General features: G+C 43.0%; 14 protein-coding genes. 11 read left to right on the top strand and 3 right to left on the bottom strand.

The features are described from left to right. Positions 1-71 precede the first annotated feature (71 nt). A complete protein-coding gene (gene metG / locus BFP75_RS08510; RefSeq protein WP_099544811.1) occupies positions 72-2,177 on the top strand; it encodes a methionine--tRNA ligase in 2,106 nt (701 codons plus the stop codon). A 165-nt stretch (positions 2,178-2,342) separates the two neighbouring features. Then, positions 2,343-4,490, top strand: a complete 2,148-nt coding sequence (locus tag BFP75_RS08505) for a Tex family protein (RefSeq protein ID WP_099544810.1) — start codon at positions 2,343-2,345, stop codon at positions 4,488-4,490. A gap of 16 nt (positions 4,491-4,506) precedes the next feature. Here the strand turns inward: BFP75_RS08505 and BFP75_RS08500 are convergent, their stop codons facing one another. Next, the gene (locus BFP75_RS08500) at positions 4,507-5,463 is read right to left on the bottom strand and encodes an L-threonylcarbamoyladenylate synthase (RefSeq protein ID WP_099544809.1); all 957 of its coding nucleotides are present in this window, start codon (positions 5,461-5,463) and stop codon (positions 4,507-4,509) included. 52 nt (positions 5,464-5,515) lie between these two features. Here BFP75_RS08500 and BFP75_RS08495 point away from each other — a divergent pair, with 52 nt between their 5' ends. From BFP75_RS08495 to BFP75_RS08475, 6 genes are all read left to right on the top strand, one after another. After that, the gene (locus tag BFP75_RS08495) at positions 5,516-6,418 is read left to right on the top strand and encodes a histone deacetylase (RefSeq protein ID WP_099544808.1); all 903 of its coding nucleotides are present in this window, start codon (positions 5,516-5,518) and stop codon (positions 6,416-6,418) included. Between the two features lie 125 nt (positions 6,419-6,543). Then, positions 6,544-7,374, top strand: coding sequence for a phosphatase PAP2 family protein (locus BFP75_RS08490; RefSeq protein ID WP_240531743.1), 831 nt, complete (start codon positions 6,544-6,546; stop codon positions 7,372-7,374). 160 nt (positions 7,375-7,534) lie between these two features. After that, positions 7,535-8,056 (top strand): ferritin, encoded by a 522-nt coding sequence (locus BFP75_RS08485; RefSeq protein ID WP_099544807.1) that lies wholly within the window; start codon positions 7,535-7,537, stop codon positions 8,054-8,056. Positions 8,057-8,124: 68 nt separating this feature from the next. After that, positions 8,125-8,319, top strand: a complete 195-nt coding sequence (locus BFP75_RS08480) for a hypothetical protein (RefSeq protein WP_240531742.1) — start codon at positions 8,125-8,127, stop codon at positions 8,317-8,319. A gap of 145 nt (positions 8,320-8,464) precedes the next feature. Beyond that, on the top strand, positions 8,465-8,737 hold the full coding sequence (locus tag BFP75_RS22085; protein ID WP_206073525.1) for a hypothetical protein: 273 nt from the start codon (positions 8,465-8,467) through the stop codon (positions 8,735-8,737). Positions 8,738-8,749: 12 nt separating this feature from the next. Continuing rightward, positions 8,750-9,517: a nucleoside hydrolase gene (locus BFP75_RS08475; protein WP_206073523.1), complete on the top strand. Its 768-nt coding sequence runs from the start codon at positions 8,750-8,752 to the stop codon at positions 9,515-9,517. A gap of 9 nt (positions 9,518-9,526) precedes the next feature. Here BFP75_RS08475 and BFP75_RS08470 read toward each other — a convergent pair whose 3' ends face one another. Beyond that, positions 9,527-11,185 carry a solute:sodium symporter family transporter gene (locus BFP75_RS08470; RefSeq protein ID WP_099544805.1) on the bottom strand — a complete coding sequence of 553 codons (1,659 nt, stop codon included), beginning with the start codon at positions 11,183-11,185 and terminating at the stop codon, positions 9,527-9,529. Between the two features lie 221 nt (positions 11,186-11,406). Between BFP75_RS08470 and BFP75_RS22560 the strand changes: the two genes are divergently transcribed. The 3 genes from BFP75_RS22560 to BFP75_RS08460 all read left to right on the top strand — a co-directional run bounded on the left by BFP75_RS22560 (position 11,407) and on the right by BFP75_RS08460 (position 13,388). Then, on the top strand, positions 11,407-12,201 hold the full coding sequence (locus tag BFP75_RS22560; protein ID WP_262497606.1) for a serine hydrolase domain-containing protein: 795 nt from the start codon (positions 11,407-11,409) through the stop codon (positions 12,199-12,201). Between the two features lie 16 nt (positions 12,202-12,217). Then, on the top strand, positions 12,218-12,694 hold the full coding sequence (locus tag BFP75_RS22555; protein WP_262497605.1) for a serine hydrolase domain-containing protein: 477 nt from the start codon (positions 12,218-12,220) through the stop codon (positions 12,692-12,694). Positions 12,695-12,785: 91 nt separating this feature from the next. Then, positions 12,786-13,388 (top strand): hypothetical protein, encoded by a 603-nt coding sequence (locus BFP75_RS08460; RefSeq protein ID WP_099544804.1) that lies wholly within the window; start codon positions 12,786-12,788, stop codon positions 13,386-13,388. A 29-nt stretch (positions 13,389-13,417) separates the two neighbouring features. Here the strand turns inward: BFP75_RS08460 and BFP75_RS08455 are convergent, their stop codons facing one another. Continuing rightward, a complete protein-coding gene (locus tag BFP75_RS08455; protein WP_099544803.1) occupies positions 13,418-14,662 on the bottom strand; it encodes an NAD(P)/FAD-dependent oxidoreductase in 1,245 nt (414 codons plus the stop codon). Positions 14,663-14,776 lie beyond the last annotated feature (114 nt).

Raw genomic sequence — 14,776 nt, 5'->3', positions numbered from 1 at the left:
TTTTTGTTTTTAATAAAAACGGCCCGTCACAGCTTTAAAAATGGTTATTTTTGTGCCTTTAATTTAATTTGATGTCTACAACTATAGCACCCAAGAGATATACGATTACCGCTGCCCTGCCCTACACCAACGGACCCATTCATATAGGCCATTTGGCCGGGGTCTATGTACCAGCGGATATTTATGCCCGTTATTTACGCCTGACCGGAAAAGATGTTGCCTTTGTTTGCGGCAGCGACGAGCATGGTGTGGCCATTTCTATGAAGGCAAAAAAAGAGGGCGTAACCCCCAAAGAAGTCATAGACAAGTACCACGGCATGATCAAGACCTCCTTTGAAGATTTTGGGATTACGTTCGACAATTATTCCAGGACATCGGCTGCTGTACATCACGATACGGCATCGGGGTTCTTTAAAAAATTATATGAGCAAGGGGATTTCATTGAGGAGACCACCGCACAACTCTACGATGAGGAGGCGAAGCAGTTCTTGGCCGACCGTTTTGTCATAGGTACCTGTCCAAAATGTGGTAACGAAGAAGCCTATGGCGACCAGTGCGAAAATTGCGGGTCGTCCCTGAACGCGACCGATTTGATCAATCCAAAATCCACCATTACGGGTTCTGTTCCTTCTACAAAGGAAACCACCCATTGGTTTTTGCCATTGGACCGTTATGAGGACTTTTTAAGGGATTGGATACTAAAAGGACACAAGGACGACTGGAAACCCAACGTGTATGGACAATGCAAATCATGGATCGATAGCGGTCTGGAACCCCGTGCGGTGACTCGGGATCTGGATTGGGGTATCCCCGTACCTGTAAAAGGTGGAGAAGGCAAAGTTTTGTACGTTTGGTTCGATGCCCCTATAGGATATATTTCCTCTACAAAGGAATGGGCAGAACGCGAAAACAAGGACTGGGAGCCCTATTGGAAGGATAAGGATACCAAATTGGTGCATTTCATAGGCAAGGACAACATTGTGTTCCACTGTATTATCTTTCCTTCCATCCTAAAAGCGCATGGCGATTATATTCTACCCGAGAATGTTCCGGCCAATGAATTCCTGAATTTAGAAGGAAACAAGCTTTCTACCTCCAAAAACTGGGCGGTTTGGTTACACGAATACCTAGAGGATTTTTCAGGTATGCAAGATGTGCTTAGGTACACATTGACCGCGAATGCCCCGGAAACCAAGGATAATGATTTTACCTGGAAGGATTTCCAGGCAAGGAACAACAACGAATTAGTAGCCATTTTTGGGAATTTCATTAACCGTGTGGTGGTATTGACCAACAAATATTATGATGGCGTCATCCCAAATCCAAGTGATTTTACATCTGTGGATTCCGAGACTTTGGACGAACTGAAAAAATATCCCGAAATCATCTCCAGTTCCTTGGAACGCTACCGCTTTAGGGAAGCAGGCCAGGAGTTGATGAATCTTGCCCGTTTGGGCAATAAATATTTAGCCGACGCTGAACCTTGGAAAGTAATTAAAGAAGACGAAGAGCGTGTAAAAACGATTATGTTCGTCGCCCTGCAAATTGCTTCTGGATTAGCAGTTCTTAGTGAGCCCTTTTTACCTTTTACATCGGATAAGTTAAAAAGCATACTAGGGGTTCGGTCGAGCGCAGTCGAGACCTCTTGGAATGAGGTATCTTCCAAAGATATCCTGTTACCACCCGGACACAAAATAGGCCAATCGGAACTTTTGTTTCGAAAAATAGAAGACTCTGAAATACAAGCGCAACTGGACAAGCTGGAAGCCACTAAAAAAGCAAACCAACAAGAAAACAAAGCACTTATGCCTCAAAAAGATACGATTACCTTTGACGATTTCTCCAAATTGGATATGCGAGTAGGCACCATCGTGGAAGCGGAAAAAATGCCTAAAGCCAAAAAGCTATTGGTCCTAAAAGTTGACACGGGATTGGATGTTCGTACTATCGTTTCCGGCATCGCCGAAAGTTTTACCCCGGAGGAAATCGTTGGTAAAAAAGTGACCGTTCTTATCAATTTAGCACCCAGGGCCCTACGTGGTGTAGAAAGTGAAGGTATGATCTTAATGACGGAAAATACGGAGGGTAAATTGGTGTTTGTAAATCCCGATAATTCTTCTGATTCTAGTGGGGATGGCGCAGGGAATGGAGTCTCTAACGGAGCGACTATTAATTAGATCAATAGTATTGGTTCCAATAAATTCTTGTATCTAGTTGTCAGATCAAGCGGAGTCGAGATGGGAGACCTATTAGAAATATGCCCGTTTGATAACTTCGCTACTGCCACTCCAAAAAAATGCTCCTTTTTGGCGGAAACTTGAACGGACAAAAAATAATTTACCATGTTACTTACTTCCTACATCCAAAAAAACACCAACCTCCCCGAAAAAGCCATCCAAAACACGGTCAACCTTTTAAACCAAGATTGCACGGTACCTTTTATTTCCCGATATCGAAAGGAGGCCACAGGGGGTTTGGACGAGGTTCAAATTGGAAGTATTGTGCAGTACAAGGAACAGTTTGAGGCCCTTGAAAAACGGAAAATCGCCATTATTAAATCTGTTGAGGAACAAAATCTTTTAACACCGGAACTCAAAGTCAAATTTAAGTCGGCTGAAGATTTGACCCAACTGGAAGATTTATACCTCCCCTTCAAAAAAAGTAAAAAAACGAAAGCTGAAGTAGCTCGCAAACAAGGTCTGGAAGCCTTGGCCAAAATTATCATGGCCCAACGTACGGACGATATCGAGTTTATTGCCTCCAAATACCTGGGTCCCGAAATACAAAACGAGGACGAAGCCTTGGAAGGTGCCCGGCACATCATTGCCGAATGGATCAATGAGCGCGCGGATATTCGAAATATGATCCGGAACCAACTGGAACGCTTTGCTTTGATTACCACAAAAGTGGTAACGGCGATGAAGGATGCTTCGACTACGCTCAGCACAAGTGAAAAAGCCCAGAAATTCCGGGATTATTTTGACTGGAGCGAACCATTGAACCGTTGTCCCTCGCACCGATTATTGGCTATTTTAAGGGCGGAATCCGAAAAAATCATCCGAGTAAAAATAGAATTGGACGATGCGCGTGTCTTGGATCGTATTCATAGCAGGGTCATAAAATCCAAAAACGCGTGTGCCGACCAGATTGAATTGGCCATTGCCGATGGTTATAAAAGATTACTGTTCCCTTCCCTCTCCAATGAACTGCTCAAAAATGCCAAGGAAAAAGCAGATGATGAGGCTATTGCCGTTTTCTCCAAAAACCTACGCCAGTTATTATTGGGGGCGCCTTTGGGAGAAAAACGAACTTTAGCGATTGACCCGGGATTTAGAACAGGCTGTAAGGTGGTCTGTTTGGATGCACAGGGTAATCTTTTGCATAATGAAACCATATATCCCCATGCTCCCCAAAACGATACTACCGGAGCAATCAAAAAACTCAGTTCCTTGGCCGATGCCTATAAAATTGAGGCCATTGCCATTGGAAATGGAACGGCCTCCAGAGAAACGGAGCGATTGGTAAAGCGAGTTGCGTTTAAAAATCCCATCGAGGTTTTTGTTGTCAGTGAGGCCGGGGCTTCCATTTATTCGGCCTCCAAAATTGCCAGGGAAGAATTTCCCAACTACGATGTTACCGTCAGGGGAGCCGTTTCCATTGGAAGGCGCTTGGCGGACCCTTTGGCCGAATTGGTAAAAATAGACCCCAAGTCCATCGGTGTAGGCCAATACCAGCACGATGTAGACCAAACGAAATTGAAGAAATCCTTGGACACCGTCGTGGAAAGTTGTGTGAATTCCGTTGGGGTGAACATCAACACGGCAAGTGTCCCCTTGTTAAGTTACGTATCTGGTATTGGACCAAAACTGGCCGAAAATATTGTGGCCCATAGAACGGCCCACGGACCCTTTGGGAGTAGGAAAGATATTATGGACGTTCCCCGCTTGGGAGGAAAGGCTTTTGAACAGGGCGCCGGGTTTCTTCGGATAAAGGATGCAGAAAACCCTTTGGACGATTCTGCCGTCCACCCGGAAAGCTATGCCATCGTAAAAAAAATGGCATCGGACAAAAAGAAAGGAATATCTGAACTTATTGGAAACAAGGCCCTCCTGAGGGAAATCGATTTAAAAAACTATTGCACGGATATCATTGGACTCCCCACCTTGGAGGATATTATTTCCGAATTGGAAAAACCCGGACTTGACCGTAGGGAAAAGGCCAAGGCGTTTACTTTCGACCAAAACATCAAAACCATATCGGATTTGCGGGACGGACAGTTGTTGCCCGGCATTGTAAACAACATCACCAATTTTGGTTGTTTTGTGGACATAGGTATCAAAGAAAGTGGCCTGATCCATGTTTCCAATCTTTCAGATAGCTTCGTAAAGGACGTAAACGCCCATGTAAGCCTTCATCAGCAGGTTATCGTAAAGGTCTTGTCCGTCGATATTCCTAGAAAACGGATACAACTGAAGCTTCACAAAGGCTAGGATTTAAAAAGTGTTTTTAGTTCTGGGCCCGGAACAAGCGGTCGTTGATGCTACTGCCCAAACCCTTTTCCGGAAAACGTTCGGCAAGGATCAAATCCAGTCCGCTCGCATCCAAAGTATGCAAGGCCTCAAAAAGGGACATGGCGGCTTCCTCCAACATTTTGTTTTTGGATAGGGCAATCACTTTTGTGGCCAAAGGAAAATCTTCCTCGTAGAATGATAGAACACCTACCTTTTTTAGAGAGTTCTCCTTTAGTTTTTCTTTAATATTATCACAGACCACCAATGGGGTTCTGGGCGAGTAATGCTTAAGCAGCATCCCCGGGGCCTCGGGAGCCGTTTCATTTTCCGTGGATATCCTGAGTTTACCTACCACTGCCTCAATGGCTTCCTTGGGAATACCTCCTTTTCGGTACAATATCGGACTCTCCCCATCAAAACCGATAATCGTCGATTCCAAACCCACCTGGCAGGGCCCTCCATCCAAAATAGCGGGTATTCGATCGCCAAAATAGTCCAGAACATGTTTGGCAGAGGTTGGGCTGACCCTTGTAAACGGATTGGCACTGGGAGCGGCCAAAGGAAAAGGCAATCGTTTTAATAGGTCCAAGGTTATTTTATGATTGGGCATTCGCACACCCACGGTGGGTTTTCCTCCAGTAATGATGCCCGGAACTATGTCCTGTTTGTTCAAAATCAAGGTTAGAGAACCTGGCCAAAAAGCCTCGGCCAAGTCATAGGCCTTTAGGGGAATATCCTTCGCCAAAATGGGCAATTGCTCCATTTGGTGGATATGTACGATCAACGGATTAAACGCGGGCCTACCCTTCATTTCAAAAATACGTTTCACCGCATTGCTATCCAGAGCATTGGCGGCCAAGCCGTATACGGTTTCCGTAGGTATGGCAACCAGTTGTCCTTCTTGTAGAAGTTTTTGGCATTTTTCAATATCCGTTGTAATTGTAGTTTCCATTGGGGCCAAAGGTAGTTAAGGTTTGGATATTTTTGTACTTTGAAACCCATCTATGCTAAAAATCGCTTTTCACCCCATTTATAAACATCCGTTGCCGGAAGGGCATCGGTTCCCAATGATCAAGTATGAACTCCTGCCCAAGCAGCTGCTGCACGAAGGGACTTGTACCGATGAAAATTTCTTTGAACCCAAAATCCCCAATGACAAGTACATTGTGGCCGCACATGACCCCGAATATTTTTATGACCTTTTGAATTTAAAAATCCCACACAAGGAAGCTAGAAAAATTGGATTTCCACTGAGCGAAAATCTTGTACAACGGGAGCGGGTCATAGCCGATGGCACTATGAAAGCCTGTCAATATGCCCTACAATATGGTGTTGCCATGAACATTGCAGGAGGTACCCATCATGCCTATAGCAATCGCGGGGAAGCCTTTTGCATGCTGAACGACCAAGCCATTGGCGCCCGATATTTACAGTCCAAAAACTTGGCAAACCACATATTGATCGTGGATTTGGACGTACACCAAGGAAACGGTACGGCGGAAATTTTTCAAAACGATGCTTCCGTGTTTACCTTTTCCATGCACGGTGCAGGGAATTATCCTTTTAAAAAGGAGGAATCAGATTTGGATATTTCGTTGGAAAAAGGAACTGGCGACGAAGCATATCTCTCCATGCTAAGGGATACCCTGCCCGGGCTGATAGAAAAACATCGGCCCGATTTTATATTCTATCTATGTGGTGTTGATGTTTTGGCAACGGACAAACTGGGCACTCTTGCCCTAACACTGAACGGTTGCAAGCAACGTGATGAATTTGTACTAAAGACCTGCAGAGAACACGAAATTCCGGTCCAATGTAGTATGGGGGGCGGATATTCCAAGGATATCAAAACCATTATTGAGGCACATGCCAATACGTTTAGATTAGCTTCGGATATTTTTACGTGAACCCGGCAAAATCACACAAAGACCCTAGTGTTCTTAAAATTAACTCGGTATGGGTCAAGCTTTTTACTTTTATGACATAGGTGAAAATCAATTTTTTAATAGTTTTAAAATCTTAAACAATTATTTTGAAATACATTCTTTTAATCATTCTATCCATATCCTTGTATTCAAATGCCCAAGTTAAGCCCGTGGATACAGTAGATACCCGATGGAAAATGTTTACCTATGATATGGGTACTATCTTTAAAAGTGTCGGGCATTCTTACTCCAGACCATTTCATTGGAAAGGGAAACAATGGACCGATTTTGGAATGGTTGTGGGCGGTACGGGATTTGTGTATCTATTTGACGATAATACTTCCCAGTTTATTAGGAACAATCGGGAAGGGGTACCACAATGGATTCGGGATTATGGAGAGACCTACGGAAACCCTGAGAACAATTACTTGGCAACATCGGGTGTCTATTTCACCGGACTCATCCTTAAAAATGAAAAATTGCGAAGGACCGGCGTTCTCTTGGTGGCATCTGCTACCTCCGCAGGGCTACTCCAACAGGTTTTAAAATCGGCAGTAGGAAGGGCCAGGCCACTGGCGCGTTTGGGAAAGGATACCTTTGACCCATTTAACTCCAGTAGAAATTTCCATTCCTTTCCATCAGGCCATGCTATATTAGCCTTTACGAACGCTTATGCCATTGCGAAACAGTTTAAAAATCCTTGGCTCAAGGCCGGTATTTATACGGTTGGGGCCATTCCTGGAATATCTAGGGTATGGGACGGACAGCATTGGTTGAGCGACATGGTCTTTGCTTTTGCCATCAGTATTGCTACCGTAGAGTCCATTGACCGTTATTTGGATTCCAAGTACGATCAAAAATATAATGACCAGGACAAAAAAGTAAGTTGGAACCTAACTTTTGGTCCGGGGCAGGTGGGATTAAACCTACGATTTTAATACTCTTCATCCAGTCCCAAGCAAAGTCAAATAACCGCGTTATTAAATACCTTCAATCAATTTGACCCTAAGTTCTTTCCACTATTCTTGTCCAAGTAAGTACTGGCACGGAACGCTTTCAAATCGTATCTTTATGAAAACCTATTAAAATCGGCAGAAAATGTTGTCAAAAAATATGGAAGCAGCCTTAAACGAGCAAATTAAGGTAGAGGCAGACTCATCGCAAGTTTATTTATCCATGGCCTCATGGGCGGAGATAAAGGGACTTGAAGGTATAGCGCAATTTATGTACAAGCATTCCGATGAGGAGCGAAGCCACATGTTAAAACTTGTGAAATACGTAAACGAGCGCGGCGGACACGCAAAAATTTCAACCCTAAAGGCCCCAAAAACCGAGTTTGGAACCTTTCAAAAAATGTTCGAGGAGTTATACGAACATGAAATCATGGTTTCCAACAGTATCAATGAACTGGTACATGTCTCCCTAGGGGAAAAAGACTATGCCACCCATAATTTTTTACAATGGTATGTAGCGGAGCAAATTGAGGAAGAAGCCTTGGCAAGGAGCATTTTGGATAAAATAAAGCTCATTGGCAATGACAAAGGCGGATTGTATCTATTTGACCGGGATATTCAGCAAATCAATGTAGAAAGCGCTGCCTCGCCCAACAACGGGGTTTAAATTTAACAAGGCTTTTTATTTAGATTTATTTTAAATAATTATTTTTGGGCTGTTGTAGTATAATGCCCGTGTCCAAAAAAGAAAAAAAGGCCAAAAAAAGCCAAAAACAGGAAAAGAAAGTACGTAAATTACAACAGAGGGCTTTAAATAAATTAGCCAAGGAAGGCAAGGTGAAGCGCAAATGTTGTGAAAAGTACAAAAAGGCAGAGCACAAACGGTGCGGCAAATGCCCTTGCTTAGATTTGCTGAAGCGGGTGGCCTAAGTTTCGTTAAACTGTTCCCCCCCCTTTTCCTTATCATATACCATCTTCTAACCCTCAAGGGCAAGAACTACATGTTCTCAAGAACCTACAAACTATACATTGCAGGATATTTTTTAGTACTTTGAGGTCTCCGAAAACCAAGGCAATGAAAACATACACCCTATTTCTAACGCTTATTACAATGGCATGTCTTTGCCAATGTAAACCCAACAAAGTATCTACAAACCCAGGTGAATCATCCACGGCAGAAGCAGCGCCCAAAAAAGTGAAAGTCATATTTGATACCGATGCCAATAACGAACTCGACGATCAACACGCCTTGGCTTATATGCTACTAAATGGGGATACTTTTGATGTTAAGGGAATTACGGTGAATGCCACCTACAATGGAAAGGGCATCCAAGGCCATCATGATTAAGCGGAACGCATCATGCAGCTATGTAACCTTAAGGATGCCGTACCCTTGTTAAAAGGCTCAGAAAAGAATTTTGAGGAAATTTCTAAGGAATTTGACCCTGAAGCCTTTGATGGCCAGGAAGGAGTAGATTTCATTCTGGAAACCACGAAAAAGGATTCGGTCCTCATTGTAGCCGTAGGTAAACTGACCAATATAGCATTGGCATTGAAAAAAGACCCTTCTTTTGCAGATCGTACAAAAGTGGTCTGGTTGGGTAGTAATTATCCGGAGCCTGGGGAATACAATCAGGATAACGATACCATCGCCATGAACTACGTACTCAATAGTAAGATACCCTTTGAAATGTTCACCGTACGCTATGGAAAGCCTTCTGGTACGGATGCCGTAAGCGTGACCAAATCCGAAGTAAACCAAAAGATGCCCGGACTTGGACCGGTGGCATCAGAACCTATCGAAGGTAGGCATGGAGGCTCCTTTAGTACCTTTGGAGACTACTCCGTCAATTTATTCGAACACATATTTGACCATATTGACCATCAAGGTAGCCAACAGAGCAGGCCTTTGTTCGATATGGTCGCCTTGGCCATCCTTAAAAATCCTTCTTGGGGCAGCACCCAAGAGATTCCCGCGCCCATACTTATCGATAATCAATGGGTGGAACGTCCGCAGAACCAACGAAAAATTACGCTATGGGAAAATTTTGAAAAGGAACCTATCTTGACCGATTTCTACAGCACCTTGGAACGCCCTGTGCCTATTTCATTGCATCCATCAAATTAAAGATATGGGCTACTTTGCAAAGTAAACGTAAATGGCAACGACGATCAACACTACGGCTATACCTCCTTGTTTCACGTATTTATAAGGTGAAATATCCACCTGTTCCGTGTACCGTAATTCAAAAGCCTCTTTCCTAGGGTTAAACTTACCTATAACAAGCATAATGATACAGTTCATCAGGAACAGGATGGCCATCACGTGCAAGTAGTGCGGATAGGCATCGGCCTCTACCAAGGATAATTGGGCCGGGTCCGTAACCCCAGCGTTCTTGGCTTCCTCCAAGGCATTTCCAATAAAATGCGGTTTCATGATAAATTGGCTCACAATATATAGGGCGGAACCCAGGAATATTCCAATTTTGGCTGCAATGGCGGGAACCCGCTTTGTTAAATATCCCACCACGATGATTGTAAAAATGGGAATACTATAAATTCCATTGATTTCCTGAAGATAGTTAAAAAGGCTTCCTGCGTTAGCAATCAACGGAGCGATGAACATGGCCGCCAAGGCCAAGCAAATCCCAAAAACCTTACCATATTTTACTACGGTAGCCTCTGAGGCGTCCTTATTGACATGCTGTTTGTAAATATCGATACCGAAAAGGGTTACAGAACTATTTAGTACACTATTGAAGGAACTTAAAATAGCCCCGAAGAGAACCGCAGCAAAAAATCCTACCAAGGTTTTAGGCAACACCGCCCTTACCAATTCCGGGTAGGCCAAATCACTGGAAGCTAGTCCTCCTTCAAAATAGTGGTAGGCAATCATTCCTGGAAGTACCAAAATAATAGGCCCCAAAATCTTGAGGAAGGCAGCCAACAACAATCCCTTTTGTCCCTCTGCCAAATTTTTGGCCCCCAAGGCCCTCTGAATTATTTGTTGGTTGGTTCCCCAGTAGAACAACTGTACCAACATCATCCCTGTAAATATGGTCACAAAGGGTACTTCCTGCCCCTTCTCGCCAGTAGAGTCGAAACGTTCTGGATTGGCCGACATCAAAACATCCAGTCCATGGGTAACACTGCCGTCACCTATGGCCATTAATCCAAAAACAGGAATCAATAATCCCCCAATTATCAAACCTATGGCGTTGATACTATCTGAAACGGCAACGGCTTTGAGTCCACCAAAAACCGCATAGATAGAACCAATGATACCGATCCCCCAGATACAATAGACCAAGGCGGAGGATTCCGATATATTGAACATTCCCGGAACATCGAACATACCGCTAATGGCTACAGATCCCGAATACAATATGACCGGTAACAATACCACAACATATCCGGTCAAAAAGAGTGCAGAGGTGATCGTTTTGGTGGTAACATCGAAGCGGTCTGCCAAAAATTGTGGTACGGTGGTCAGTCCGCCTTTCAAATACCTGGGCAACAAAAACACTGCCGTAACCACCATCGCCATGGCCGCGAGGGTCTCCCATGCCATAACGGACAATCCATCCTTATAAGCACTCCCGTTCAAACCTACAATCTGCTCCGTAGAAAGGTTGGTAAGCAACAGCGATCCCGCTATGACCCCTGCCGTAAGACTTCGCCCTCCTAAAAAATAACCATCGGATGATTTTTCGTTGGTACTTCGAGTGGCATACCAGGCAATAATGGCCACAAGTAACGTAAAACCTAGGAATGAGAATACTGCTAGAAAATCCATAAAGAGGGAATTAGTTGGTTGTTATAGTTTGATACTTTTTTTATGCGTTCCTTCCGAAATATCCAGAAATTGCTGTTTGCATACGGAAACCTGCAAATTATGAAATTTGCACAAAAGGACGGCAACTAATATAATACATACAATATTGGCCGATGCATTTTATAGATTAAATAAGAAAAACATTTGCTACATTTAATAAAATCAATCCAAACGCTATAGAAATGAAACAACTCGCCAGACTTTTCCTTGTGCTTTTGTCCATACACCTAACCGCACAAACGAGTTCTATAAAAAATAGTCCTGCCCTTACAGAAGGGAATCCATCGGAACAGGGGATGTCCTCTGAAAGATTGGATAGAATCGACTTAATGCTAAGTAATGAAATCTCAAAGGGCAATCTCCCGGGGGCTGTAGCGCTAATTGCAAGGAATGGCAAAATTGTCTTTCACAAGGCCTATGGAATGGACAATTCAGAATCCGGAAAAGAAATGAAAAAAGATGCCATTTTTAGAATTGCATCGCAAACAAAGGCCATTACATCTACGGCCGTAATGATGCTATGGGAGGAAGGCAAGTTCAAATTGAACGACCCTATTTCAAAGTATATACCCCAATTTCAGGCTGCACAAATCTTGGACGCCTTCAACGAGGCCGATTCCACCTACATCACAAAACCTGCGAAAAACCAGATTACCATTAGGGACCTCATCACACATACTTCTGGTATAGGCTATGGGATGATCGATGGCGACGACCGTTTTAGAAAAATCTATGCCAAAGCCGGCATCATCGATGCCTTTACTTCAAAAAAAATATTGATTGGGGAAAACATAAAAAAACTAGCGACCCTACCCTTGCACCATGAACCGGGCGAAGCTTGGACCTATAGCGAAGGTCTGGATGTACTTGGCTATTTCATAGAAATAGTTTCAGGAATGCCCTTTGATGAATTTTTGCGCACCCGAATCTTTGAGCCTTTACAAATGAACGATACGTATTTCTACCTACCTACCTAAGGAAAAATGGGACAGATTGGTCGCCGTCCAATATAAGGATGGAAAAAAATGGAAACGTTTCACTACGCCTATTTTTGATATAGACTACCCCAACAGCCTGGGAACCTTTTTCTCAGGTGGCGCTGGTTTGTCCAGTACGGCTAAGGATTACGCTACTTTTCTTCAAATGTATTTGAATGGTGGCGAGTTAAACGGAAAAAGACTTTTGAGCAGGACGACCGTCTATAGCATTCTAAGCAATCAGATTGGAAGTATTTGGGAAGGGGGCAAGGATTACGGCCTTGCTTTTGAAATTGTAAACGAAAAAGGGGCCATGTCCGGTGGTGATGGTAGCGAAGGTACATTTAGTTGGGGAGGATATTTCAATACCCAATATTTTGCGGATCCCCGGGAAAATATCATTGGAATTCTTATGAAACAGACCCAGGACCCAATAAATGACGATACAGGTTGGAAGTTTAGGCAAATGGTGTTTGCTACTATTGATGATTAAAATTTAAGACCATATGCATGTTAACCAATTGGGCATTTAATCATAAACCAATAAAATCCCCATATTTTTAAAAAATTAAACAACTAAAATCATGAAAAAACAATTTGTATCCGTTTTACTATTATTCATTACCCTAAGTGTATCGGCCCAACGTCTAAAAATCAATGAGGGAGATTTTAAAAACCTAAAAGGAATAAATACCTATAGCGTTGTCTTTGATTATACCGATGTGCAAATTCCGAAATTTGAAAACGAAGAAGCCTTCTTGAAGGACAAAATGGACAAACGCGAAGAAAAAGAGGCCGGAGACGGTGAACGATTCAAAAAGGAATGGTTCAGTGACCGCCCGGATAGGTACCATCCTAAATTTATAGAATCCTTTAATAAACGTTTTGATAACGGCGAACTATCTGTTAATGAGGATACTGCGGAGGAATATACTATGGAAATACATACAACAAAAATATATCCAGGCTACAATGTTGGAATTGTAAGACATAATGCGGAAATCGACGTAACCTTCACCATATACAAAACAGGTGAAAAGGATAAAGTGCTTTTCTCCGGCAGTTACCAAGACGTGCAAGGAAATGGTGCTATGGGTTATGATTACAACTCTGGATACAGAATTTCCGAATGCTATGCCAAGTTGGCAAAAAACATAGCACAGGAATTTAACAAAAAAGTTTTGTAGAAGTAACATTACTACATGAAAACGACAGTCTAAAGACCGGCATTTTCTTTTTCCAAATCTGTAATATGGGCTACAGTGCGAACTAACCGATGGTGGTTTTTTACGAAAGGATTGGTCTTGTCCCACACATAACCGGCCAATACGGAACAAATTTGTTCCTTGATAAGCGGATTTTCAGAATCGGTAAAGAATATCTTTTGAAGGTTCCCTGTATACCATTCCTTGACATACGTAGAAAATACCTCTACCCCCTCCAACATGTATTGGGAATACTCGGTTTCCCAATCCACTTCCTCACCTCTAAGTTCCTTGGCGATAAGCTTTGCCGATACATGTGCCGACTCCGTTGCAAAGGTTACCCCTGAAGAAAAAACGGGATCTAGAAACTCCGCACTATTTCCTGTAAGGACGAAACCTTTTCCATAAAGCTGTTTCACAGATTTGGCAATGTTCTTGATCATTTTGGGTTCAAAGGCATAGGCCAGGCCTTCAAACCTATCATGGTAGTGGTCGCTCAATTTCATCATCTTCCTAAGCCTATCCTCCATGGTTCCTTCAAAGGACTCCAAATACTCCGTGGGCCCAACATATCCAATACTTGTATATCCATTGGAAAAGGGTATGACCCATAACCAAGTTTCTTGGCTTACAATATCAAAAGTAATGCGATGCCCTTCCCATCCGCTGGGTCTTCTTATATCCCGTACATGGGTAAAAATAGAGGAATGTTTGGGTATTTCCGAGGGTTTTTCCAAATCGAGCAATCTAGGTAACACCCTTCCAAAACCACTGGAATCTATAATAAATTTTGCCTCAATCTCAGAAGAATTGCCTTCTTGGTCCATAATTGTGGTAACCGAATGATTCTCTTTGAAATCCACCGCCAAAACCTCTTTTTCAAATTCGATGTCCACCCCACGTTTTAGTAGTTCATCCGTTAATGTCTTATCAAATTCCGCCCTGGGAACCTGCCAAGTCCAATCCCACCCTTTGGTATGTTTTTTACTAAAATCGAACTCACAGACTTTAGCACCTTGCAAGAAACGGGCACCGGTTTTTATTTCAAAGTTCTTTTCCTTAAGGCAATCAAGTAGGCCCACGGCCTCAAAATGATCCATGCACCTGGGTATCAAACTTTCCCCTATGACAAATCTGGGAAACTTGCTTTTCTCAACCACCTTGACAAAAAAACCCTCATTAAAAAGGTAGGCGGCCGCAACGGAACCGGAAGGTCCGGCACCGATCACCAATACGTCTGTTTTTTCTTTTTTCATTTAAAAATGATTTCCTAGACAATCATGAACCTAATTCACTAATTATTTTAAATTTGCCCAAGAGAGGCTTAATTTTAAAGACTAAGGTATTATTAAAACCTTATAGAATCAACC

Origin of the sequence: Maribacter sp. 4G9 (assembly GCF_002742265.1) — a bacterium.
In the GTDB taxonomy this organism is placed as follows: Bacteria; Bacteroidota; Bacteroidia; order Flavobacteriales; family Flavobacteriaceae; genus Maribacter.
This window is presented reverse-complemented; position numbering and strand designations above follow the sequence as displayed.